At 54.9% G+C, this 24028-nt stretch carries 20 protein-coding genes; 11 read left to right on the forward strand and 9 right to left on the reverse strand.

Going from position 1 to position 24028, the window contains the following annotated elements; genetic code table 11:
- Positions 1 to 105 precede the first annotated feature (105 nt).
- Genes OM794_RS12585 through pepQ form a run of 6 tightly spaced genes read left to right on the forward strand, consistent with a single transcriptional unit; the run spans position 106 to position 6506 of the window.
- A complete protein-coding gene (locus OM794_RS12585; protein ID WP_226249255.1) occupies positions 106 to 1155 on the forward strand; it encodes an ABC transporter permease in 1050 nt (349 codons plus the stop codon).
- Positions 1152 to 2108: an ABC transporter permease gene (locus OM794_RS12590; RefSeq protein ID WP_226249256.1), complete on the forward strand. Its 957-nt coding sequence runs from the start codon at positions 1152 to 1154 to the stop codon at positions 2106 to 2108. The genes OM794_RS12585 and OM794_RS12590 overlap by 4 nt, the downstream gene beginning before the upstream one ends.
- Positions 2109 to 2115: 7 nt before the next feature.
- The gene (locus OM794_RS12595) at positions 2116 to 3132 is read left to right on the forward strand and encodes an ABC transporter ATP-binding protein (RefSeq protein ID WP_226249257.1); all 1017 of its coding nucleotides are present in this window, start codon (positions 2116 to 2118) and stop codon (positions 3130 to 3132) included.
- A complete protein-coding gene (locus tag OM794_RS12600; protein ID WP_226249258.1) occupies positions 3129 to 4202 on the forward strand; it encodes an ABC transporter ATP-binding protein in 1074 nt (357 codons plus the stop codon). The genes OM794_RS12595 and OM794_RS12600 overlap by 4 nt, the downstream gene beginning before the upstream one ends.
- A gap of 49 nt (positions 4203 to 4251) precedes the next feature.
- Complete coding sequence (locus tag OM794_RS12605; RefSeq protein ID WP_226249259.1) at positions 4252 to 5163, forward strand: LysR family transcriptional regulator; 912 nt, start codon at positions 4252 to 4254, stop codon at positions 5161 to 5163.
- Positions 5164 to 5207: 44 nt separating this feature from the next.
- Positions 5208 to 6506 carry a Xaa-Pro dipeptidase gene (gene pepQ, locus OM794_RS12610; protein WP_226249260.1) on the forward strand — a complete coding sequence of 433 codons (1299 nt, stop codon included), beginning with the start codon at positions 5208 to 5210 and terminating at the stop codon, positions 6504 to 6506.
- Between the two features lie 99 nt (positions 6507 to 6605).
- On the opposite strand, the gene OM794_RS12615 is transcribed toward pepQ, so the two are convergent.
- The 3 genes from OM794_RS12615 to OM794_RS12625 form a co-directional block, all read right to left on the reverse strand.
- Positions 6606 to 7202: an OmpW/AlkL family protein gene (locus OM794_RS12615; protein WP_215093776.1), complete on the reverse strand. Its 597-nt coding sequence runs from the start codon at positions 7200 to 7202 to the stop codon at positions 6606 to 6608.
- 511 nt (positions 7203 to 7713) lie between these two features.
- Complete coding sequence (locus tag OM794_RS12620; protein ID WP_319001070.1) at positions 7714 to 8784, reverse strand: 2,3-butanediol dehydrogenase; 1071 nt, start codon at positions 8782 to 8784, stop codon at positions 7714 to 7716.
- 16 nt (positions 8785 to 8800) lie between these two features.
- Positions 8801 to 10609: an NAD(P)/FAD-dependent oxidoreductase gene (locus tag OM794_RS12625; protein ID WP_226249261.1), complete on the reverse strand. Its 1809-nt coding sequence runs from the start codon at positions 10607 to 10609 to the stop codon at positions 8801 to 8803.
- A 290-nt stretch (positions 10610 to 10899) separates the two neighbouring features.
- Between OM794_RS12625 and OM794_RS12630 the strand changes: the two genes are divergently transcribed.
- The 3 genes from OM794_RS12630 (at position 10900) to OM794_RS12640 (ending at position 15200) form a co-directional block, all read left to right on the forward strand.
- On the forward strand, positions 10900 to 12882 hold the full coding sequence (locus OM794_RS12630) for a sigma-54-dependent Fis family transcriptional regulator (protein WP_226249262.1): 1983 nt from the start codon (positions 10900 to 10902) through the stop codon (positions 12880 to 12882).
- Positions 12883 to 13160: 278 nt separating this feature from the next.
- Positions 13161 to 14015 carry an AAA family ATPase gene (locus tag OM794_RS12635; RefSeq protein WP_226249263.1) on the forward strand — a complete coding sequence of 285 codons (855 nt, stop codon included), beginning with the start codon at positions 13161 to 13163 and terminating at the stop codon, positions 14013 to 14015.
- A gap of 3 nt (positions 14016 to 14018) precedes the next feature.
- Positions 14019 to 15200: a vWA domain-containing protein gene (locus tag OM794_RS12640; protein WP_226249264.1), complete on the forward strand. Its 1182-nt coding sequence runs from the start codon at positions 14019 to 14021 to the stop codon at positions 15198 to 15200.
- Positions 15201 to 15215: 15 nt separating this feature from the next.
- On the opposite strand, the gene OM794_RS12645 is transcribed toward OM794_RS12640, so the two are convergent.
- The gene (locus OM794_RS12645) at positions 15216 to 15749 is read right to left on the reverse strand and encodes a cytochrome b (RefSeq protein WP_226249265.1); all 534 of its coding nucleotides are present in this window, start codon (positions 15747 to 15749) and stop codon (positions 15216 to 15218) included.
- Between the two features lie 124 nt (positions 15750 to 15873).
- On the reverse strand, positions 15874 to 16437 hold the full coding sequence (locus OM794_RS12650) for a hypothetical protein (RefSeq protein WP_226249266.1): 564 nt from the start codon (positions 16435 to 16437) through the stop codon (positions 15874 to 15876).
- Positions 16438 to 16607: 170 nt separating this feature from the next.
- Here OM794_RS12650 and OM794_RS12655 point away from each other — a divergent pair, with 170 nt between their 5' ends.
- Positions 16608 to 16997, forward strand: a complete 390-nt coding sequence (locus OM794_RS12655; RefSeq protein WP_226249267.1) for a RidA family protein — start codon at positions 16608 to 16610, stop codon at positions 16995 to 16997.
- Between the two features lie 61 nt (positions 16998 to 17058).
- Here OM794_RS12655 and OM794_RS12660 read toward each other — a convergent pair whose 3' ends face one another.
- The 3 genes from OM794_RS12660 to OM794_RS12670 all read right to left on the reverse strand — a co-directional run bounded on the left by OM794_RS12660 (position 17059) and on the right by OM794_RS12670 (position 21366).
- Positions 17059 to 19002, reverse strand: coding sequence for a tripartite tricarboxylate transporter permease (locus tag OM794_RS12660; RefSeq protein WP_226249268.1), 1944 nt, complete (start codon positions 19000 to 19002; stop codon positions 17059 to 17061).
- 80 nt (positions 19003 to 19082) lie between these two features.
- Complete coding sequence (locus tag OM794_RS12665; RefSeq protein ID WP_226249269.1) at positions 19083 to 20189, reverse strand: tricarboxylate transporter; 1107 nt, start codon at positions 20187 to 20189, stop codon at positions 19083 to 19085.
- A 52-nt stretch (positions 20190 to 20241) separates the two neighbouring features.
- The gene (locus OM794_RS12670; protein ID WP_226249270.1) at positions 20242 to 21366 is read right to left on the reverse strand and encodes a 4-oxalomesaconate tautomerase; all 1125 of its coding nucleotides are present in this window, start codon (positions 21364 to 21366) and stop codon (positions 20242 to 20244) included.
- A 147-nt stretch (positions 21367 to 21513) separates the two neighbouring features.
- On the opposite strand from OM794_RS12670, the gene OM794_RS12675 reads away from it, so the two are divergent.
- On the forward strand, positions 21514 to 22419 hold the full coding sequence (locus OM794_RS12675) for a LysR family transcriptional regulator (RefSeq protein WP_170938520.1): 906 nt from the start codon (positions 21514 to 21516) through the stop codon (positions 22417 to 22419).
- Here the strand turns inward: OM794_RS12675 and OM794_RS12680 are convergent.
- Positions 22412 to 23881: a cobyric acid synthase gene (locus tag OM794_RS12680; protein ID WP_226249271.1), complete on the reverse strand. Its 1470-nt coding sequence runs from the start codon at positions 23879 to 23881 to the stop codon at positions 22412 to 22414. The genes OM794_RS12675 and OM794_RS12680 overlap by 8 nt on opposite strands.
- Positions 23882 to 24028: the final 147 nt, after the last annotated feature.

A 24028-nucleotide genomic window follows, 5' to 3' on the forward strand; every position in this document is an offset into this window, starting at 1 on the left:
CGTTTAGGGAGCGAAGCCTTTTGTTGGGCGGTTCGCGGCTGTGAGAACTCTGCATAACATGCCCCTACTTCCTTTGATGAACCCTTCACATAGGTGGCGTACGCCATGATTGCCTTTTTAATCAAGCGGCTGATGCACGCGATTTTGGTGATGTTTGTCATCAGCGTGCTGGCCTTCGCCATTCAGGATAACCTGGGTGACCCCATACAGCAGATGGTCGGCCAGTCAGTGCCGGAGAGTGAGCGTGCAGAAATTCGCGAGCGTTTTGGCCTGAATGACCCCTTCCTGGTGCAGTACGTCCGTTTTGCTAAAAACGCCGTTCAAGGTGATTTTGGCTACTCGTACTTTTATCGCGAACCAGCGTTAGAAGTGATTGCGCGCCACTTACCCGCCACTCTGGAGCTGGTATTTGCGGCAACGCTGATTATTGTGCTTTTTTCAGTCCCCATTGGGGTGTATAGCGCCATTAAGCCGCGCTCGCCAATTTCACGCTTGTTTATGGGCGTGTCGATCATCGGCATTTCGATTCCGGTGTTCTTGACCGCCATTGTACTGATTCAAATTTTCGCCATTGGCGTTACCGTTACCCTGTTCCCTGAGAGTACCGGTTGGGGCGCTTGGCTAAATGACTTCTTCTCCACCGAAGGCAATATGCCCTCCTTTGGCCGAGGCAATGACTTGGTCAATGTAGTGGGTAACTGGGATACCAACCTAGCCACCTGGGATGGTTTAAAGCACTTGGTGCTACCGGCGGTCTCTCTGGCCTCGATTATGCTACCGCTGTTTATCCGCCTCATTCGTGCTGAAATGATGGAAGTCCTGCAGTCGGAGTACGTCAAGTACGCCCGTGCCAAAGGTATCTCCATGCGCCGGGTTTATTTTGTCCATGCCCTCAAGAACACCATGTTGCCCGTAATTACCGTGGGCGGCGTGCAGATTGGCACCATGGTGGCTTACACCATTTTGACCGAAACCGTTTTCCAATGGCCCGGCATGGGGTTGATGTTTTTGGATGCGATCAACCGCGCCGATATCCCGCTGATAGTGACCTACCTGATGATTGTCGGCGTTATTTTTGTGGTCACCAATACGATTGTGGATCTGATCTACGGCATGGTGAACCCCACCGTAAAACTGACTGGGAAGCCCGCATGAGCACCACCAACAATTCCTCCCCAGCGAGTGCCTCACCCAGCCGCTGGGAGCGCCTGCGCGACTCCTACATGTGGTACAGCTTCAAGCGTGATCGCACCGCCCAACTCTGCTTGGCCGTGTTTATCTGCATGGTCATCGCCGCCTTTGCCTCACCGCTACTGGCGCCCACGAACCCTTACGACCTCTCGCAGATCGACATTATGTCATCTGAGCTACCACCCTTCTGGATCAACGGCGCCGATGAGCGTTACACCCTGGGCACCGACGCACAGGGGCGTGATCTGTGGTCGATCGTACTGTATGGCACCCGTGTTTCACTGCTAATCGGTTTCGGCGCAGTTATTTTGCAGGCGTTGCTAGGGGTCACCTTCGGCCTCATGGCAGGCTACCTGGGCGGACGCGTTGACTCGATCCTGATGCGACTGGCGGATATTCAGCTGTCATTCTCTACGCTAATGGTCGCTATCGTGGTGGGCGCCTTGGTCAAAGCGACCATGGGCAGCGCCTTCTATAGCCAATACGCGGTGATGATGCTGATCCTGATTATCGGCCTGGCTGAATGGCCCCAGTATGCCCGCACCGTACGTGCCTCAGTGCTGGCAGAGAAAAACAAAGAGTACGTTGACGCTGCCCGGGTGATGGGGCTGCGCAGCAAACGGATTATGTTCCGTCACGTGCTGCCCAATACCATGTCACCGATCTTCGTTATTTCCACCGTACAGATCGCCAACGCGATTATCTCTGAAGCGGCGCTATCGTTTCTGGGACTGGGCATGCCGGAGACGCATCCGTCGCTTGGCTCACTGATCAAATCAGGCTTTGACTATATTCAGTCAGGCTCTTGGTGGATCACCTTGATCCCAGGTGCCGTACTGGTGGTGCTGGTGCTGTCGATCAATCTACTCGGCGATTGGCTGCGTGATGTCATGAACCCACGACTCTACAAAGGCTGAGGACACCATGGCACTACTTGAAGTCAACAACCTCGATGTCCGTTTTGCACTGCGTCAGGGCGAAGTACATGCCCTGCGCGATATCTGTTTCAGCCTTGAGCGCGGTGAGCGCCTGGGGATTGTCGGTGAGTCCGGCGCAGGTAAGTCGGTCGCGGCATTCTCGCTGCTCAACTTGATCGCCAAACCGGGCTTTATCGCCGGCGGCACGGTGACGTTTGACGGTCAGGTGCTTAACCGCATGTCTGAGCGTGGCCTGCGTAAAGTACGCGGCAACCGCGTTTCGATGATCTTTCAAGACCCAATGATGACGCTGAACCCGGTGCTCTCCATTGGTGAGCAGATGGTCGAGTGTTTAAAAGCGCACCGGCGTATCTCCTCCCGGGAGGCCCGCGCGATTGCCCTGGACAAACTACGTCAGGTGCAAATCCCCTCACCTGATAAGCGCCTGGATCAGTACCCCCATGAGCTTTCAGGCGGTATGCGCCAGCGCATTATTATCGCCATTGCGCTGCTCCTCGACCCTGACATTATCATTGCCGATGAGCCCACCACGGCGCTCGATGTGACCATTCAAGCCGAGATAATGGCGCTGCTACTGGAACTCTGTGAGCAGCACAACGTGGGGCTTATTCTAATCACCCACGACCTGGGTGTGGTCAGCCAGGTCACCCAGCGCATGCTGGTCATGTACGCCGGCCGAGTCATTGAGCAAGGGCCAACCCGGGAGATTATCAACGACCCGCAGCACCCTTACACGCAGGGGTTAATCAACGCCCTGCCTCAGATGGCAACGCCGGGGGAAAAGCTCAATCAGATTCGCGGCAGCATGCCGTCACTCTCTAACCTGCCCAGCGGCTGCGCGTTTCATCCGCGCTGCGATTTTATCAATCGTGCCGATGGCAAGCCCCGCCCCGCCTGCACCCAGCAGGTGCCTGAATTTGTCGAATCCGGCAACTGCCGTGTGGCGTGTCATATGGTAGCTGAAATGCTCGAAGATCGCCGTTTGAAGGAGGAAACCTCATGACTGCGCACGCTGAGGCGATAACGGATATTCATAACCCGACTCCAGGACAGAATGAAGAGAGCGCTGATTCACTGCTGCAGATTCGCGACTTGAGAAAGCGCTTCTCGCTCTCTGGAGACTTCCTCGATCAGTTGCGCTTTAAGGGCGGCAAGCTGGTTCGCCACCAAGAGCACGTCCACGCTATTAATGGTGTGAATCTGGATATCAAACGCGGTGAAGCACTGTGCGTGGTCGGCGAGTCAGGCTGCGGTAAGTCCACCGTGGCGCGTACCGTCATGGGGCTACTAACCCCAACAGAGGGTGAGATTCGCTACGACGGCAACCGCATTGATAACTTGAGCTCGCGCCAACTGCTGCCCTATCGCAAACGCATGCAGATGATCTTCCAGAACCCCTATGCGTCGCTCAACCCACGCATGACCATTCAACAAACCCTGGAAGAGCCGCTGCGTCTGCACCACCCTGACTGGAAACGGCCGCAGATTCTCCAAAAAGTTGAAGAGGTGATGCGCTCGGTGGGTATCGACCCGGACTGGGGCAAGCGCTTTGGTCACGAATTCTCAGGCGGTCAGCGTCAGCGTATCGCCATTGCCCGCGCTTTGGCCGTCGACCCTGAGTTTATCGTTGCCGATGAGCCTATTTCTGCGCTGGATGTCTCGATTCAAGCCCAGGTACTCAACCTGCTGATGGAAGCTCAGCAAGAACGCAATCTGACCTACCTGTTCATTACCCACGACCTCGCCGTCGTGGAGCACTTTGGCACCCGCGTGGCGGTGATGTACTTAGGCACGGTGTGTGAAGTTGCTACCACCGCGACGCTGTTCGAGAAACCGCGCCACCCCTATACCCAGGCGTTGCTCTCGGCCATTCCACGCTTGAAAGATGACCGGCCCCAACATATTCGTCTCACCGGCGAAGTGCCGACTCCGGTTAACCTACCGAGTGGCTGCGTGTTTCATGGCCGCTGCCCCCATGCCAATGCGCGCTGTAAGCAAGAGATCCCAGTGCTGCAAACACAGGATGACGGAACCCGTGTGGCGTGCCACGCTGTTGAGGAGGGACGCCTATGAACTGGACGTCATGTTTGATACAGCGAAACCAGGCGCTAAGAGGTAGAGCATGGAAATTCGCTGGCTAGAAGATTTTATCGCCCTGGCCAGAACGCGGCACTTCTCACGCGCAGCAGATGATCAAAACGTTACGCAACCCACCTTCTCCCGGCGGATCAAACTGCTTGAGGAGGAGATGGGCGTGACGCTGATTAATCGTCAAACGCTGCCGCTCTCGCTCACTCCAGCCGGGGAGGAGTTTCTGACCCTGTGCGAGCAGGTCACCGAACGAGTGCGCCTGACCCGTGACCGTGTACGCGAAATTAATGCTGGCCAGCAGCGACGTATCATGGTGGCAGCACCGCAGAGCTTGTTACCACACTTTTTACCGGAATGGTTAACGGCGACAGGTTGGCAAGATCGTGTACAGCCCTATTTGCGGGCGACCGGCTGGGTGGCCAATGACTACTTTCAAGCCTTGGCCCGGGCCGAGTGCGACCTGGCTATCTGTTACTGGCCGATTGGTCGCTGCGATCTGGAAATCGATACCAGCGCCTGCAATTATCGTGTGATTGGCCATGAACGACTGATTCCCGTGACGGGGTTAAACCCAGAGGGAGAAGCACACGCCCTGCTGCCTGGGTCGCGCCATCAACCACTGCCGTGGCTTGCCTACCCCAAGCGTGGGTTGTTGGGGTCTGCAGTAAAAGCACACCTAGCCAGGCTCCCCCAAACCACCTATTTAACCGCGCAGAGTGAAAACCTCTACGCGGCGGGTATTAAAGAGCTGGTGCTACTTGGCTACGGCATGAGCTGGCTCCCAGAGCGCAACGTCGCGGCAGAGCTTGCTCAAGGCACGCTGGTAAGAGCGGGCGACAGTCGCTGGGATGTGCCTATGGAGCTACGGCTATACCGTCATCAAAATCATCGCCACGCGGAGCTGGATAGCCTGTGGAGCGAACTGGCGCCGCCACGTGGATGAATCCGTATTTGCGAAAGCTTATTTAAGAGAGGGCACAGCTTTGTATGTCAACCACCCTATTTAACCTACAGCATGATCATATAGCGCACCTACAGCGTGCTTATTCGGACATTTTGACCGACCACGGGTTTGATAGTCTGGCGATTTACAGTGGCCATACCAGCGTACACTTTGCTGATGACCACGCGCCCCCTTTTCAAACTTACGGGCATTTTATGCACTGGGTGGGTTTAGCCGATGTGCAGCATAGCTGGTTGATTATTCAGCCAGAAAAGCGCCCACAGCTGTACTTGTATGCGCCCGCCGACTTTTGGCACTTGCCTACTCATCTGCCCGAAGAGCCCTGGGTGGCAGCGTTTGATATCCACTTATGTAGCGAGAAAATCTCCCCTCCGCTTACGGAAAATGCTGCCGTCATTGGCGATATAGAGCGTCTGCCTACCAGCACCCAGAAGGCGCTAAAAGCTGAACATCACCCTGAACGAATAGTGTATGCCCTTGACGAATTACGGATGTTTAAGACGCCCTATGAGATCGCCTGTCTCCGTGAAGCCAATCGCTTAGCGATAGCGGGACATCAGGCATCCCAGGCAGCGTTTATTGGCGCATCTGGTGAGTTGGATATTCAACTGGCGTACTTAGCAGCGAGTCGCCAGCGCGAATCAAATGTGCCTTACCAAAATATTATCGGTTTAAATGAGCATGCTGGCGTGCTGCATTATCAACACTACGCCCTTACTGCGCCTAAACAGCGCTATAGCCTGCTAGTCGATGCGGGTCGCCGCTTTCGGGGTTACTGTGCTGATATTACGCGTACCTATGCAGGCCCCGATGCTCCAGCAGCATTTGGCGAACTGGTCACCGCCATGCATGGATTGAAGGATGAGTTAGTCAAAGGCGTAGCCCCGGGGGTTAACTTTTTGATACTGCATGAGCAGATGCATCACCACCTGGGTGAAATATTGGTGGCTAATGATCTGTTTAAAGGCACCCCCGAAGAGGCGGTCGCTGAAGGCGTTACGCGGGCATTCTGCCCTCATGGGCTGGGTCACTCGCTGGGCCTTCAAGTGCACGATGTGGCCGGATTGCGCCACCCGGATGGCACTCCCGCCCCTGCTCCAGAGCAGCACCCAGCGCTACGGCTGACACGCACGCTGCGCCCAGGCATGGTCGTCACCATTGAGCCTGGGCTGTATTTTATCAATATGCTGCTCGCCCCACTGCGCAATACTGACCTACCCATTAACTGGCAACTCGTCGACCAGCTTGTGCCCTGTGGCGGTATTCGTGTTGAAGATAATGTGGCGGTGACGGAAAGTGGTTTTGCGAATCTCACGCCCTAGGGCCTCTAAAAGCCCTTTTTTTCAAACGCAAAAAAACAACGCCCGGCACATGGCCGGGCGTTGAATTGTGTCTGGCTATCAGGAAAAATCAGGTCGAGCTTAGAAGCGGTAAGTAACACCACCGCCAATGGTGACAGGTTCGATGTCGACTTCACCGCCCACATTGATGTCTGCGTTCACGTCAGCATAGCTGGCGTAACCGTTAAGCATAATATTGTCAGTCACGGCCAGATCAACACCCACTTGGCCGATCGCGCCATAGCTTTCATCAACGTTCACTCCACTGGGCTCACCAGAGAAGCGTGTGTAGTTAAGGCCAGCGCCCACGTAAGGCTGAACTTTAGAATCCAAGCCACCCATCGGGTAGTAGTTCACCAAAAGGTTTATCGGCAGGCGATCTACACTGCCCACATCGCCTAAAGCAGAGGTATTCAGATCGTGCTCGAATTTCTCAGAGCTGTTGAGCTCAACGCCAACCTTATCAGTAAACAGGTAACCAGCACCGAAGGTGAAGCCGCGAGCACTCTGCACGTTTAGTGAATCACCATTCAGATTACCATTACCTGAACCCGTATCCGTTTGGGCTACGCCACCACGAACAAATACGTCCCCCGCGTTGTAGGCGAGAGCGGCCTGGCTTGCCAGAGCAAAGCTAGCGGTGATAACAGCGGCAGAAATCAGTTTCATATTACTCATCAGGGTCATCCTCTATGCAGCGCGCAGTTCCATGCGCTTGGGGATTGCGGTACTTGCTATCCAACTTTCCTGTACAGAGCATAGTATACGAACACTGTTTCCAAATTGCTTGTAAAATATTGTTATAAGAAACCGGCCTCTGATAGTTTTCTATTTTATAAAGTACTTACATAAAATTTGGGCAAAAAAAAAGTCCCCCGAAGGGACCCAGGTGGAGCACGCCAGCTCACTCAGTGTGTTGCTACCAAGGGTAACAACGTGGATGACGAAGGAAGAGAAGCTAGATAGTGAATTGGGCCTCTCTGTTCAATCACCCTTTGCCATCTATATTGCGATCTGCGTGCCACCTTTTTTAAAAACACCAAAAAACAATAACTTAATAAAACATCGTTGGATTCACATTCATCTCTCTCGCACTGCAGCAAATAAACTGCACCACCATTGCGCAATTTTCAACCTTTGTGCATCACAAAGTATCATGTGACTTCGTTAGCGCTTAGAAATCCTCACATTAGTGATTAGGTGTCACGATGATTTTCACCTGGGCTTTGTCGCTTAGCAGCGCCTCAAAACCCTCTTCCACGATATCTGCCAATGGAATGCGCTGGGTGACCATATCTTCGGCGCGGAAATAGCCCCGCTGCATCAGTGCCATCACCGCTGGGTACACATGGCGATAGGCGATAATGCCCTTCATGGTGCGTTCTTTGATGACGAGGTCGTTAGGCTGAAAGCTGGCCTCGCCTTCCCAGATACTCACCACCACCACTTCGCCGCCTTCGTGGGTGCTGTGTAGCGCCTGATTCAGTACAGCAGGAATGCCGGTCACTTCAAACGCCACGTCCACGCCGCCACCGCTCAGTGATTGAATCTTTGCCACCGCGTCCTCCTGCTGCGGATCAACCGCCATGGCTCCCAATGCTTCGGCCTTGGCTTTGCGAGAAGGCGCGACCTCGACGGCATAAATTTTAGCAGCCCCGGCGGCCTTAAGCGCTTCAATAGTCATCAGCCCAATGGGCCCTGCACCGAATACTGCTGCGCTATCACCGGCTTTCAAGCAGCTTTGACGCACCGCATGCAGAGCGACCGCCGCGGGCTCTACCAAAGCGCCTTGTTCGTAGCTCAGCTCATCCGGCAGCTTATGCACCATGTGTTCCCCCATCACGGTGAACGCCGAGAAGCCACCACCACCGCCGGAGAGGCCGTGAAAACCCAGCAAGGGCGTTAGGTTATAGCGCTCCATTTGGTAGGCACCATCCTTATTGGGCGAGAGAATCGGTTCAATCGCCACACGGTCACCCACTTTCACTCGCGTGACCTTATCGCCGACCTCGACCACCTCCCCGGCAAATTCGTGGCCCATAATGATCGGCGCCTGCTCGCCGCTGATCGGGTGCGGCTTACCTACAGGAATAAAAATAGGCCCGGCGGCATACTCGTGCAGATCACTGCCGCAAATGCCACAGGCAGCCACTTTCACCTTCACTTCATGGGGGTCGCTGATAGTGGGAACCGACACTTGCTCGACGCGAATATCTCTTGCTGCGTACCAAACCGCTGCCTGCATGCTTAACTGATTCATGGGCTGCCCTTCCTTGTTACGACGTGTGGTGAACCGGCTGCAGACCGTAGACAGGCGTTTCCAGCCCCTCCATTCGTGCTTTCAACTGCAGCGCCAAATAGTGTGAGTAGTGCCGCGACTGGTGAAGGTTGCCGCCATGGAACCACAGCGCCTCTTGCTGGGTGGGTTTCCACATATTGCGCAGCTCGCCCTCCCAAGGGCCGGGGTCTTTGGTGGTGTCGGAGCCCAGGCCCCAGCACTTGCCGACCTTATCTGCCACCTCTTGGGAGATAAGCCGCGCCGCCCAGCCGTTCATGGAGCCATAGCCAGTGGCATAAACGATCAAATCTGCATCCAGCTCACTGCCATCGGTGAGTGTGATGGAGTGCGGGTTGATACGCTCGATCCCTACGCCGCTGCGCAGCTTGATATCGCCATTGGCAACCAGATCGCAGGCGCCCACATCGATGTAGTAACCCGAGCCCCGGCGCAGATACTTCAAGAACAGGCCAGAGTCGTCATCACCAAAATCGAGCATAAAGCCCGCATCTTCGAGTTTCTGATAGAACTCGGCGTCGCGCTGTTTGATCGTCTCAAACGCCGGGCGTTGGAAGTCTGGCAGCACCTTATAGGGGATCGAAGCAAAAATCAGATCAGCCTTGTCATGGGTCAAGCCACTGGCCACCGCCTCTTCGGAGTAGAGTGGCCCCAACACCTCTTCCATCAACGAATCAGACTTCACAATATGCGTCGACGAGCGCTGTAACATGGTCACATCGGCATCGTGCTCCCAGAGCGCCGCGGCAATATCGTGCGCAGAGTTATTGGAGCCTACAATCACACACTTCTTGCCAGCATAAGCATCCGGCCCCGGATGCTGGCTGGAGTGCTGCTGCTCGCCTGCAAAGCTTTCCGCCCCTGGGAATTGCGGCACATTGGGCATACCCGACATCCCGGTGGCCATCACCAGTTGCTTGGGCCGTAAAGTGATCGCTTCGCCGTTACGCTTGACGTTCACCACCCACTCCCCTGCGGCTTCGTCGAAGTGAGCATTCTGACACTCGGTGGCGCTCCAATAATTGAGCTCCATCACCTTTGTGTACATCTCCAGCCAATCGCCCACCTTGTCCTTGGGGGCAAACACCGGCCAGTTGTCTGGGAAAGGAATATAGGGAAGGTGGTCGTACCAGACTGGATCATGCAGGCAGAGCGACTTATAGCGCTTGCGCCAGGAGTCCCCTGCACGCTCGTTACGCTCGATAATAATGGTCGGCACGCCCATCTGCTTTAGTCGCGCGCCCAAACCAATACCGCCCTGGCCGCCGCCAATAATCACGCAGTAAGGCTGCTGCGCGTAACCAAGCTCCGCTTCTTCGCGCTGCCGTGCTTCCAGCCAGGTTTCACGCTGCTTATTGGCGCCGTGCTCAGCGCCTTTAGGACGGTGATGATTACGCGGTTCGGGGAAGTCATGCAGTGACTGCATCGTGGTGAGCAGCGTCCAGCATTTGCCGTCTTTAAGGCGCAAATAGCCTTTGCCGCTGGCGACCGCGGTCTCGAAGGTGAACCACGCCTCAGCAACATCGCCATTTTGGGTCGCTTCGCCCTCTAACTGCCAGTTAGAGGGGCGTGCGTTCTCCAAAGTGGCATTGAGCATGGCTTGAATCGCGTCTTTGCCCTCGCAGGTCTTTAAATTCCAGGTAAAGGTAAGAAAGTCGCGCCAGTAGCACTCGTCATTAAACAGGGCGAGTACCCCTTGGATATCCTGGGCCTGTAGCGCCTGATCAAAATCACTCAGCCAGCCTTGAACAGCAGCTGTGGCGGTTTGTTGGGCTTGTGTCTCTGACATAGCGGGTACTCCATGCAGGTTTGTTATTGTTGACTGTCGTATGACACTCAACCCTAAGCACCCGCTATGCCAATCACTTAAAAAAAACCTCAAGATATTGATAAATATAAATAAAAAAACAAAAAAACGTTAGCAATTGAGCGTTATGTAGAGCGTACACCTGTCACACTGTTTACACTCTGGCGTTACAGGTGTAACACACGACTAACGGCGTAATGGCACGTCGTTGACACCCACGCCAGAGCGCATAGGCTGGAAGGACAATAACAAGCCCCAGGGTGAACCACGCCATGCCCACTCAATCGCCTCTACCTGCACGGCTGCAATCCGTGCAGCGTCAACATATCGAACATGTTTTCCAGCTCGGCGAAGGCTTGGACGTTCCGCAGCTACCGGCGCAAGCAACCATCCGGCGCTCCTGGCTGCGCTGCCTAAACGAGTACCAGCTCGACCCCACCCGGCCTCGCCCTGCCCGCGTCGTACCGCAGCAGACCCTGATTGAGCACCGTGAGTCTGTCGATGAGCTTTTGCACGTAGCACGCGCAGGGGTTGACCAGCTCTATCAACAAATCGCCCAACTAGGCTATGTACTGCTGCTCACCGACCACCGCGGCATTACCGTCGAGTTTCGCGGCGACCCTAACCAAGACCAGCAACTGCGCAGAGCAGGCCTCTACCTGGGGGCCGATTGGGATGAACGCTTTGCGGGTACTTGTGCCGTGGGCACTTGCCTATACGATCGCCAGGCGATTATCTGCCACCGCCAGGAGCACTTCGACGCCTCGCATATTTCGCTCACCTGCACCGCCGCACCTATCGCTGACCCTCAGGGCAATGTCATAGCGGTGCTGGATATCTCCGCGCTGCAATCACCTACTCAGCATGAGAGCCAAAATTTTAGCCTCTCGCTGGTAACGCTCTACGCGCGCATGATTGAGGATGCTTATTTTCTGCAGCGCTACCGCGACTGCCTGATGGTGCGCCTGGATACCTCGCGGGAGTTTGTGCACGTTAACGGACGGGGGCTCATCGCCATTGAGGAGAACGGACAAGTGATTGCTGCCAACGCAGTGGGTCGTGACTTGATCGCCGAGCACCAGCGACGCTGGCCACCCTGGTCGCTAGACCCTACGCCCATGCTAGGAGAATTATTCGAGTGCGATATCGCCGATGTGCTTAGCATCAACAGCGCCACCGACGATCAACTGCGTGCTTTTCGCGCCAGAGTCGACAACACCATTTACTTTATTAGCCTGCTGGAGCCGCGCCGCCCTCGAGCTACTCAGCAAGCGCATTCGCTCCCTTCCAGCCTCCCTGGGCCATTGGCACGTTTAGGCGCCGACGACCCCGCCATGCGCAAAGTCCAGAAGCTGGCCGAACGACTGCGCAACGAAGCCAGCGTTAATGTGCTGATTAGTGGAGAAACCGGCACCGGCAAAGAGGTGGTTGCCCGAGCACTACATGACAGCGGCCACCGCTCCAAAGGGCCCTTTATCGCGGTGAACTGCGCCGCTATCCCCGAAGCGCTGATCGAAAGCGAGCTGTTTGGTTACGAGCCCGGCGCCTTTACCGGCGGGCGCGCCAAAGGCATGCGCGGTCTAATCCCCCAAGCCCATGGCGGCACGCTATTTCTGGATGAAATAGGCGATATGCCGCTGGCGCTGCAAACCCGACTGCTACGTGTGCTGGCGGAACGAGAAGTGATGCCTCTTGGGGCCAATAAGCCTGAAAAGGTTGATATCCGGGTGATTACCGCCACTCATCGCAATATCGATGCGATGATCCAGCAAGGTGAGTTCCGCGAAGATCTCTATTACCGCCTTAACGGGGCCCAACTGCGCCTGCCCGCGCTACGCGACCGCGCCGATAAGCTCTACGTTATCCGCCGCGTATTTGACGACATCATTAAAGAGCGCGCCGCCAGCCAATCACCGCGCCTGCGCGCCGATGCCATCAGTGCCCTACTCGCTTACGCCTGGCCCGGTAATATTCGTCAGCTAAAGAATGCGCTGGCCTTTGCACTGGCCACCTCAGAAAACGAAGAAATCACCGTTCATGACTTACCCGAGCAGTGCCTAAGCCAACGCATCACGCGGCAGGCAACTCCCCTGCCTGCAGACGCTGGTAGCGACAGCGATCACACACTGTTGGAAATGCTCAAGGAGCAGCACTGGAACGTTAGCGCCGTGGCTCGCGCTCTCGGGGTTTCAAGGCCCACGATATACCGGCAAATGCGGCGCCAGGGCATAGTGCCGCCGAATTGGCAGGGGTGATAAAAAGCTACTTCAGGGCTGTTGATTTGGAAATAACTGCAACATATCTTGAGAACACGGTGCGAGGGCAGGTTGAAGCGAGGGTCTTTCGCCATGGATGGCGAAAGTAGCGCCCACGGATGGGTTAACAGCGCCCTCGCGGAAACCTGCACTCGGCACAGTGTTGTGCAGAATGCCAGCTATCACTACCTCTTGGCCTTGAGGGTGACCCTCACGTACACTTGTTTGAATCCGTTTATCCTTTTATAAACCCGCTTTCGACAAGCCGAGGCCCTCCCATGGCGTTTGAATCCACCTCTTCCTACATCGCAACCGATGCGCTCAAGCAGGCGGTGAATGCTGCCGTGGTGCTTGAGCGGCCGCTATTGATCAAAGGCGAGCCGGGTACCGGCAAAACCCTGCTGGCTGAAGAGTTAGCCGAGTCTCTCGATACCCAGCTGATTACCTGGCATATCAAATCCAGCACCAAGGCGGCCCAGGGTTTATACGAGTACGATGCTGTCAGCCGTCTGCGTGACTCTCAGCTTGGCGTTGAAGGCGTGGAAAACGTCGCCAACTACATCAAGCCCGGCAAGCTGTGGGAAGCGTTTACCGCCAATCAACGGGTGGTGCTACTGATCGACGAGATCGACAAGGCCGATATCGAATTTCCCAACGATCTGCTCCAAGAGCTGGATCGTATGGAGTTTCACGTTTACGAAACCGGCGAAACCATTCGTGCCGAACAGCGCCCGATCATCGTAATCACCTCGAACAACGAAAAAGAGCTACCGGATGCCTTCCTGCGCCGCTGCTTTTTCCACTATATCGAGTTCCCTGACCGGGAGACCATGCAGGCGATTGTCGATGTCCACTTCCCGGATATAGCCCCCCGGCTGGTCAGCGAGGCCTTAGAGGTATTTTTCGAGCTACGTAAAGCGCCAGGCCTGAAGAAAAAACCGTCTACGTCTGAATTAGTCGACTGGCTCAAGCTACTGATGGCTGACAATATTGCTCAAGAAGCGCTCTACAACCGCGACCCGGCCAAAGCGCTGCCGCCCATGGCGGGTGCCTTGGTCAAAAACGAGCAGGACACTCAACTGCTGGAACGCCTGGCGTTTATGATCCGTCGCCAGAAAGGCACAGGCCGCTAAGCCATGTTTATCGGCCTATTCGAAACACTAAAGCGAGCGGGTGTTCCAGTATCGCTTCGCGAGCTGTTAGATCTTCACGCCGTGTTGGAACGCGGTGTGGTGTTCGCCGACATGGAGGCCTTCTATCAGGTAGCGCGCACGGTGATGGTCAAGGATGAGCGCCACTTTGACCGCTTCGATCGTGCCTTTGCCGCTTGGTTTAAAGGCCTGGAGGATATGGATGCCGCCATTGAGGCGCTGATACCTGATGACTGGCTGCGCCGCGAGTTTGAGAAGCAGCTCACAGACGAAGAGAAAGCCAAAGTCGAATCCCTTGGCGGCCTCGAAGAGCTTATTGAGACGTTTAAAAAACGTCTGGAGGAGCAAAAAGAGCGCCACGCGGGCGGCAATAAATGGATTGGTACCGGCGGCACCAGCCCCTTTGGCGCCTACGGCTACAACCCGGAAGGTATTCGTATCGGCCAGGATGGCTCCCGCCACCGCCGTGCCACCAAGGTATGGGACGAGCGGCGTTTTCGTGACTACGACGACTCGCTGGAGCTGGGCACGCGTAATATTAAAATGGCGCTGCGCCGCCTGCGTAAGTTTGCCCGCCAGGGGGCGCTTGACGAGTTCGATGTGGATAGCACCATCCGCGAAACCGCCAAAGACGCCGGACTACTCAACGTACAGATGCGCCCAGAGCGTCATAATGCGGTGAAGGTGTTGCTGTTTTTGGATGTGGGCGGCTCAATGGATGACCATATTCGCGTCTGTGAAGAGCTATTTTCGGCGGCCCGCTCCGAGTTCAAGCACCTGGAGCACTACTACTTTCACAACTGTCTTTATGAAGGCGTTTGGCGTAACAATATGCGCCGGGGGAACGAGCGGATCCCGACAATGGATGTTCTGCACACCTATGGCGCGGATTACCAAGTCGTGATTGTCGGCGATGCCGCCATGTCGCCTTATGAGGTGACCCACCCCGGCGGCAGCGTAGAGCACTTTAACGACGAAGCGGGCGGCGTGTGGCTTAAGCGATTATGCGAAACGTTTCCTCGCCTGGCGTGGCTTAACCCTATGCCGCCCCGGGCCTGGGAGTACACTTACTCGACCCAACTGATTCGCGAGATCATTGATGACCGCATGTACCCCATGACCATGGAGGGCCTGGAAACCGCCATGCGCGAGCTAGCAAAGAAGTAGTCCAATTTCCGGCTATTATCTGGCCATGCGCGTTAGCACGTCGTGGTGAGTCAGCTTGCGATGCAAAATGGCCATCACGATGTGCCCTACGATCAGCGCCAGCAGTGTCCAGCCCAGCTCACCGTGGAGCAAACCGCCGAGATCCGTCATCCAGGTGATCTCCTCGCCCTCAAAACCTGACATCAGATTAATGCCAAACACCTCAAGCGAACGGCCCGAACCGTACTGGCGAATAAGTGCAATCGTCGGAATTGCGATCATCAAGCCGTAGAGTGCAAGATGGCCCAGCTTTGCCATAACGCTCACCGATGGTGGGCGACGCGACGCATTGGCTAACGCCCATATCGCTCTCAGTACGACTAAGGCCAGTAGCAATACACCCACTGGGTAATGGGTTCCCCAGAAGAACTCTTCAAAGGGTGTGTCCGGAAAAAGCCAGTGCGCCGTGGCACTCGTAAACTGCCAAGCAAACAGTAGCGCCATCCCCCAGTGCAAAAAGCGGCTAATTGCACCGTATCGTTGGCTATTATCCATTATCGGTAGTGCCATGGGTTTCCCCCTTTTTCTGATAAGCTAGTGATGAAGCTTATTTTATCGGGATAACACGTCAATAACATGGCAACAACGTGCAACTTAGTTGCACAAACCGCAACGCTGCGTTTTCTTAGGGCACTTAAATAGACTGCGGAAAATCGGTTAAGCCCTTCAAAAACGCCTGTTTAGCCTCTTCAAAGGTTTTCGGATCGTGTTTAAATCGACGCAGGATCAGTGCTTCATCCAACACCAGGGTAGGCGCCAGCTCGCCAACGCTTTTGGCGGGGTGGCGTGCGCCTAGGCCTATGCGTTTGCCATCAGCTCCGCCAAACCAGCGCTTAATACCACTTTTTTGATAGAACGCTTCTTGTTCGGCGTTATCCACTTCGACACGTAGCGGCGCTTTCAAAGTAAGTTCGCTGATCAAACGCTGCTTGGCATCTGCCTGGTCAAGTGCACAGGCGTGGGTCACCGTCATGCCCTCGCCCTCCTCGTCCAGCACTAGCAGTGCCAGCGCTTGAGGTTTACCCTGTCTATCAACAGCAGCAAACAGCCGCGCTGCTTCTTGCGGAAAAAACACACTGCAGGTGCCGGTGAACACGACCAGCGGCGTAAGACCCGCCTCTTGTCCGTAAACCTCAGCGCATAATCGCGCCAGACAGGCGTTGCGCTGGGCCTCTGCGTTAACGTGTACGATCTTCATTTGCCTCATCCTCAGCGACTAAAAACCCGCAAGCCTAGAGCAAACATCACCTTTTGGACAGTGACTTGTGCCTGGCAACGCCTCTATTCATTTTTACTGATACTGAACACTACGGTGAACAACCTGTCGAAATGAACTGTAAGCGTGAACATCACCTAGAAGGAGCTAGCATGCCCACCTTTATGAACGACCCTACCATGCCCACACCAAGCTTCCCCGGTAGTCACATGGTAGTTGATGATCACTACGTGTTTATTTCAGGACTGACCGTTGGCGATCTCTCTAACGGCCACGCAGCCCGGGGCGACGTTAAAGAGGAGACTCGCCTTGTGATGCGCGCACTCTCACGCATGCTTGAAATGGAAGGCGGCAGCTTAGCGGATATAGTGCGGGTGGATATCCATCTCACGGATCTACACGCTATCCAAGACATGGACACTGTTTACGCTGAGTACTTTGAACCTGGCCGCTACCCTGCCCGCACCTGCACCGAATCCCCTAGCCTCTGCGGCGGAAGCAGTATTGAAATTACCGTGATGGCGAAGCGCACAAATTATTAATTTCTTTAAACACAAAAAGCCATTAAGTTGGCTTTTTGTGTTTGTTTGGAGGCAGTCAATTTTATAACCCAGCCAACACCCCTGTGGGATAGGTAAGCGTTAACAGGTTCGCCATCCCCATTAAGAAGAGGGTCACACTGGCCGCTAACCCCACGGCAGCCACGGGCTTCATACGCGCCACCACCAGTAAGAACCCAAGACAAAATAGTGCGGCAGTAAATAGGAAGCCAAACACCATTACGCTTGCGATCAAGGCGAAGAAACCAGCTACCCAGAGCAACTGTTGGCTTAATGTCTGAATTTGCCACTTCATCGGCTTGATGACCGTTCTGATAATTTCCAGTACGCACGCCGCCACGATAATAGCAATCGCCAGCCTCGGCATGATGCCCCCTAGCATGGAAAGGTCAGCAAACGCCCACCACATATATCCAGCCACCGCTAACAGGCTGCCCAGCAATGCCACATCAATCACACCCAGCGAAAGCGGCGCCACCTCTTCTTGAAGCGCATGTTTAGCAGAGTTCTCGGTTGGGCGACGCTTTTGCAGGTAGCTGCATAAAGGGGGGACAATCAGTGATGCCGCAATCAGCGCACCAATGATCAGTACCCCAGGCCGCATAAAGGCTTCTGCACCTTGAAACTGAGCGGCTTGATAGAAGTAGGCTTCTGCACCAGGCGCTAACACAAAGCCAATCAAAAAGGCGGGGCGAGACCAGTTTGCCTGCTTAAACAGTACGCCAATCGCGCCAATAATACCGAGTGCAAATAGATCACCCAGTGAACGCGTCGCTTGATAGGCCGCGAAGAGGATCAAGATGGTAATTAGCGGCGCTAAAATTACGAATGGCACCCGGGTTAAGCTGGCCACGGGCCTGGCTAATCCCAGACAAAGAGCAGCGCCTAAAATATTCGCCAGCGCTAACGACCAAATAATGGTGTACGTCAGATCGAGGTTCGTCTCTAACATACTGACACCGGGCTGAAGGCCAAGCAGCAGCAAACCACCTAAAAACACCGCCGCCGTCCCCGAACCGGGAATACCAAACAGTAAAGTAGGCACCATCGCCCCGCAGGCACAGGCGTTGTTAGCGGACTCCGGCGCAATCACACCGCGAATATCACCTTTGCCAAACTGGGATTTATCTTTGGCGCTCTGCACCGCGTGGCCGTAGGTGAGCCAATCCACCACCGAGCCCGCCAAGCCAGGAATCGTACCCATCAAGCTGCCTATACCCGCACAGCGGGCCACCAACCCAGGCCGCCTGGCAACATCCTTTACGCCCTCTTTCCAACCTTTTCCCAATTGGCAAGGCTGTTCGGCAATCGCGCCGCGCTTCACCAATAGATCAATGATTTCAGGCAGTGCGAAAATACCTAACCCCACCACCACTAACGGCAATCCGTCATAGAGGTAGTCAATTTCAAACGGCAGCCGGAACTCGCCGGTAGCTGGCGCCATGCCAATGGTGCCGACCAGTAAGCCAACGCCGCAGGCGGCAATGCCTTTAAAAACATCCTTACCAGAAAGCACCGCCACCATGGACAGCCCCAGCAGCGTCAACATAAATAGCTCTGACGAAGAAAATGACAGCACAACAGGCCGGGCGATGAGAATAAAGGCCGTGAGTACCACCGCACCGATCAGGCCGCCCATCATTGACGACAGAAACGCGCTAGAGAGCGCTCGTGCAGCCTGCCCTTTCTTAGCCAACGCAAAGCCATCCACCACGGTGGCCTGGGAAGCACTAGAGCCTGGGATCCCAAGCAGTACAGAGGCAAACGTATCGCCAGTGGGGATCACCGCCACTAACCCCATCAGCATACCCAGGGCGACGGATGGCTCCATACCATAGAGGAAAGGCAGCAGAAGCGACATACCGGCAATGCCGCCAAGCCCAGGGATGATGCCCACAATCAGCCCAATCAGGACACCGATAACCATGTACAGCATATGGGGAACAGTAAACAACTGCCCCAAACTGGAAAATAAGACATCTATCATTGTCATGGCTCTTATGTTGTTTAGTGTAAGGGAGCCCAAAAGCACCGCTTAAGCAGTGCTTTTTTGTGTTAACTGGCGTGTTAAATACGGGCACCGTGCTGCTCTAGCAGCCACTCGACCAACCACTGTCGCGTGGCATCATCAAGTGACATGGCCTCCTGTAGATGCTGCTCGACGACCTCACCCACCACCGGCGTGTAGGGGCCAAGCTGGGCCTCCGCCTCGTCTTTAAACGCTTCTGTATCCACAAAACGCTGTGCCGCTTCGCGATACTCTTGAATGAGTTCATCTGGCGCGTCACTGGGTAGCAGGATCAACTTTTGAAGTGTGAACCCGGAGGCAAAGAACTTGCGATACGCCTCAGCGGCAGGGCCGCTAGGCGCTTCACCATGCAAGGTTTCGTACACTTCATTGAAGGTCGGCAAGTCAGAGAAGGCAGGATCACGAACGATCTCACCGCTGTCGTTAAGCACACCTAGCGAAAACAGCGGCACCGCTCGGCCGCTCTCTACCAGAGGTTCTACGCTGCTGAAATAGGCAGAAGTAGTTTGAAAGTCGATATCCGCCTCGCCGCGCTCAAAGGCTAACCGCCCTTCTCCACGGCTGCGCATGCCCGAAACGGCCTGTACATCAGCACCCAGTAAATCAAGCGCAATCAATACCGGCAGCTCTAGCCCCGTATGGCTTTGCACGGCAAATTTAACGCGCTGGTTGGTCACCGCGTTCAGCACCTCCTCGGCGCTATCACCCAGACTAGGTTGGGCATACACCACGCCGCCTGTGGGGGTCGCTAAAATCGGTGTCCAATCGTTGTAGCTATAACGTACACGCCGGTCTTGCAGCATGGCGGGGTATTGGGTGGAAGCAGAGGTACCTATCCATTGGCTGCCATCCGCGGCAGCCCGCATAGCGAACAGATTACTGCCATTAATAGAGCCACCGCCGGGCACGTTATCGATAACTAGCGTAGGGTTACCTTTAATATGGTCACTCATCCAGGTAGAGAAGAAGCGTGCCCATACATCGGTTCCGCCGCCTACACCAAACGGAATGGTCCAATGGATAGTATCGGGCACGTTCACATCGTTAGCTTGGGCATTCACACTGATAGCGCCCAGCGTGGAACAAGCAACGACAATTAGCGCTTTTTTAAACGTGTTAAGCGATGTGTGCTTCATGGTGGTCATGGCGATACTCCTGTTATTGATTATTGTCGGTTGGTAATAGTGGTAGCGTGATTCAATCAACAGTTTCGATGGCGTGATGACCCGCTTCTTTCGAAGGGCTCGCGTAGAAAATTTGCCCGCTCATAATTTTGCGAGCCGTTCTTATAAGGGATACACGCGCCAGGTCAAACGCATTCTGTTGGCGATACTCGGCCGTTAGCTCAATAGAACCAGAAGGATGCTCTAACACAATCTGTGATAGCAGTTGCCCAGCGGAAAGCTTCTGAGTGCACGTGGCCATTTGATTGGCCACTGAGCCGGGCACGTTAATCGCCGCCGCCACCGCCATCGCCCCTGTCACGGCGATCGATTTATGGCAACGATGAGGCACAAAATAGCGAACATTCAGCGTGTGCGATGCCGCTTCAGCCGCTGAAATCAGCACCACCTTGGGCAGCACGCTCTGACTAACATCGCCCATTCCCATCCGCCGCCCCGCTTCCCGACGCAGGGTTTCTAAGCGGGTTAACAAGGTCGCGTTATTATCCAGCTCAGCAGGCGATTCATGGCCGGTTAATCCGACCGACTCAGCGCGCAGCAGCATAATTGGGGTAGCCGCATCGATACAGCTCACCTCAATCCCTGCTATCTCATCGCATGCGTTTCCCGTAGGTAACAGCTGACCTGTTTTACTGCCCATGATGTCTAAAAAGCTAAGCTGGATGCCCGCAGCACTGCCCGGAACTCCGCTAATGGTGACACTGCCTTCGTACTGCACCTGCTTGCCCGGTGTAGGGACATGGCATTCGATCAACCGCTGGGTGTTTAAGTTATGCACCTTCACCACAGTGGTACCGTCTCGCGGTTCTACCAGCCCCGTCTCTATGGCATATGGCCCGACGGCAGAGAGCATGTTGCCGCAGTTAGGGTTAAAGTCGACACGCTTATTCACTACATCCACTTGAGCAAATAGATAGTCAACATCGGCGCCAGGGTGTGATGAACGCTCGACAATAGCCACTTTACTGGTAAGCGGGTCGCCGCCCCCGATACCATCAATCTGTAGCGCATGCCCAGAGCCCATCAAGCTAAGCAGGATATCGGCCTGCTGGGCCTGGTCACTGGGTAGGTCTTTCATGCGAATAAAGGGGCCTCGAGAGGTGCCGCCCCGCATAATGACACAAGGAATGCTGTTCATATCGTTCCGCCATAGTCCGCGATGACTGTATGCACGGAGAATGTCAGCCAATATTTAATGTCTCAAATGCAAATATAGATTGCTATAAATCCGTTTTTTGCATTAATGTGTTTTGGTTATTAATCCACCTTTTTGCGCAACAATCCCATGCTGCATAGACTCGAATTTCTTGACCTTCATGCGTTTATCTTAGTCGCTGAATTAGGCACCTTTCATGAAGCGGCACAGCGCCTGCATTTGTCGCAGCCAGCCCTCACTCGGCGCATACAAAAACTCGAAGAACTTCTTGAAGTTGAATTACTTGAGAGAACCACCAGGCGTACTCGACTGACGCCTATTGGGGCAGATTTTTTGCCCCGGGCCAGGCGCATGCTTGAGGAGTACGAGTCGTCTATTTTGGGAATTCGGGAGCTGGTCACGCACCAAAAAGGAACCGTGACCATTGCTTGCTTGCCGACGGCGGCCTTCTACTTTTTGCCTAGTGTCATTCGCGTGTTTAGCGAGGCTTGGCCGGGCATTCGCATCCGAATTCTGGATGTCAGCGCTAACGAAGGGCTGGAAAAAGTGATCAATGGCGAGGCAGACTTCGGTATCAACATGATCAGCGCGCAAAGCTCGGAGGTGCGCTTTACCCCACTGCTGCGAGACCCCTTTGTATTGGCACTACGCTCGGATCATCCGCTCGCCAGCAAAAAGCAGATTGAGTGGAGCGATCTAGAAGATGTGCGACTCATCACCGTGAGCCGCGATAGTGGAAACCGCACTTTGTTAGACAATGCACTTTCTGCTGAGGGTATCCACTTAAACAGCTTTTATGAGGTTCAGCACTTATCAACCTCTTTGGGTTTAGTGGAGTCAGGCTTAGGGGTAGCTATTTTGCCGCGCATGACCATGCCTGGGCCAGATCACGACACACTGTGCTCAAGAGATCTGCCTGAGCCGCGCATTCAGCGTTCCATTGGTCTTGTGCGCAGCAATACCCACAGTCTCTCAAGTACCGCACAGCTATTTATTGATTTACTGCTGGAGCACTGGGTCAAAGAATCTATTTAACGGCTTTCATCACGCCAGCATCAATCAGCGCCATAACCGCCTCGATATCGATATGGGCTTCCAGCATATCGGCTAAACGATCGAGCTCACGCTCACGGTGGGCTTGATAATCAATATGCTCGGCGCTCTTTAATCCCAATTGCGTAAGCAGCGCTCGGCACGCCTCTGGGTGGTCAAATAAGCCGTGCAGATAGGTGCCGATAATTTGGCCATCTTCACTGATAGCGCCCTCTGGTCGACCCTCTATATCAAATAGCGGCGCACTCAGTGCTGAGCCAGTGCTGACGCCGTTATGGATCTCATAGCCAGTAACGATTGCACCTTCGGCTACGGTTAAGCCTTTCACGTTGCGCAGCTGTTTACCCGCCACCATGCGCGTGGTGAGGGGCAGCAGTCCCAATCCTGCCACTTTTCCAGGCTTTCCCTCCAGGCCCTCAGGATCATCCACCCATTCACCCAGCATTTGAAAGCCACCGCAAATACCCAGCACCTTGCCGCCATAGCGGAGATGGCGCTGAATTGCCCTATCCCAGCCCTGACGTTTCAGCCATTCAAGGTCACTAGCGGTACTTTTACTGCCGGGCAACATAATCACATCGGCGGCAGGAATTGGCTGGTCGGCCCGGATAAAAGACAACGAGACCTGGGGATGTAACCGCAGGGGGTCAAAGTCAGTGTGATTACTGATGCGCGGTAGCGCGGGAACGATCACCTTAAGCGTCTGGCTGGCTTTTTCGCCTTGGGTTAAGCCAATACTGTCTTCTGCATCGAGTACCAGCCCCTGCAGATAAGGCAATGTTCCAAACACGGGTTTTCCAGTGCGCTCCTCCAACCATTCGAGCCCAGGATCGAGCAGTGCAATATCACCCCGAAAGCGGTTGATAATAAAACCCTTGGTGCGCGCCTGTTCGCTCTCGCTCAACAGCGCCAGCGTACCTACCAGTTGGGCAAATACACCACCGCGGTCAATATCACCCACCAGTAATACCGGGCAATCTACCGCTTCGGCAAATCCCATATTGGCGATATCGCCTTTACGCAAATTGATTTCAGCCGGGCTGCCCGCACCTTCGGCGATAATCACATCAAAGCGGCTTTCTAACGCCTGCCACGCGGCCATTACGCTCTCTTTAGCGGTGCGCTTGAAAGCGTGGTAATCCATGGCGTCCATATGGCCATGCACCTTGCCACACAAGATCACCTGGGCGCCGCGGTCGGTTTCCGGCTTGAGCAACACCGGGTTCATATCGCTATGTGGCTTAACGCCAGCGGCCTGGGCCTGCAGCGCGGTGGAGCGGCCAATTTCGCCACCATCTTCGGTAACGGCGCTATTGAGCGCCATGTTTTGAGGCTTGAATGGCGCCACCGATATGCCACGCCTGGCCAACGCACGGCAGAGTGCGGCCACCACGGTGCTTTTGCCCGCATCCGAGGTGGTGCCCTGAATCATCAGTGTGGCCATAAGGAGGTCTCGTCCAGGTAAACAAGAGCGAGACTGTAGCGGCCCCTGGAAATCGGCGCAATGTGCTCCCGCCAAACAGGCTTCATATTTTTGGGCTCAACCAAGTGTTAACCGCCTTGTCATCATAATCACGCTAAAAATACATAT

Source organism: Halomonas sp. BDJS001, assembly GCF_026104355.1.
Classification (GTDB): Bacteria; Pseudomonadota; Gammaproteobacteria; order Pseudomonadales; family Halomonadaceae; genus Vreelandella.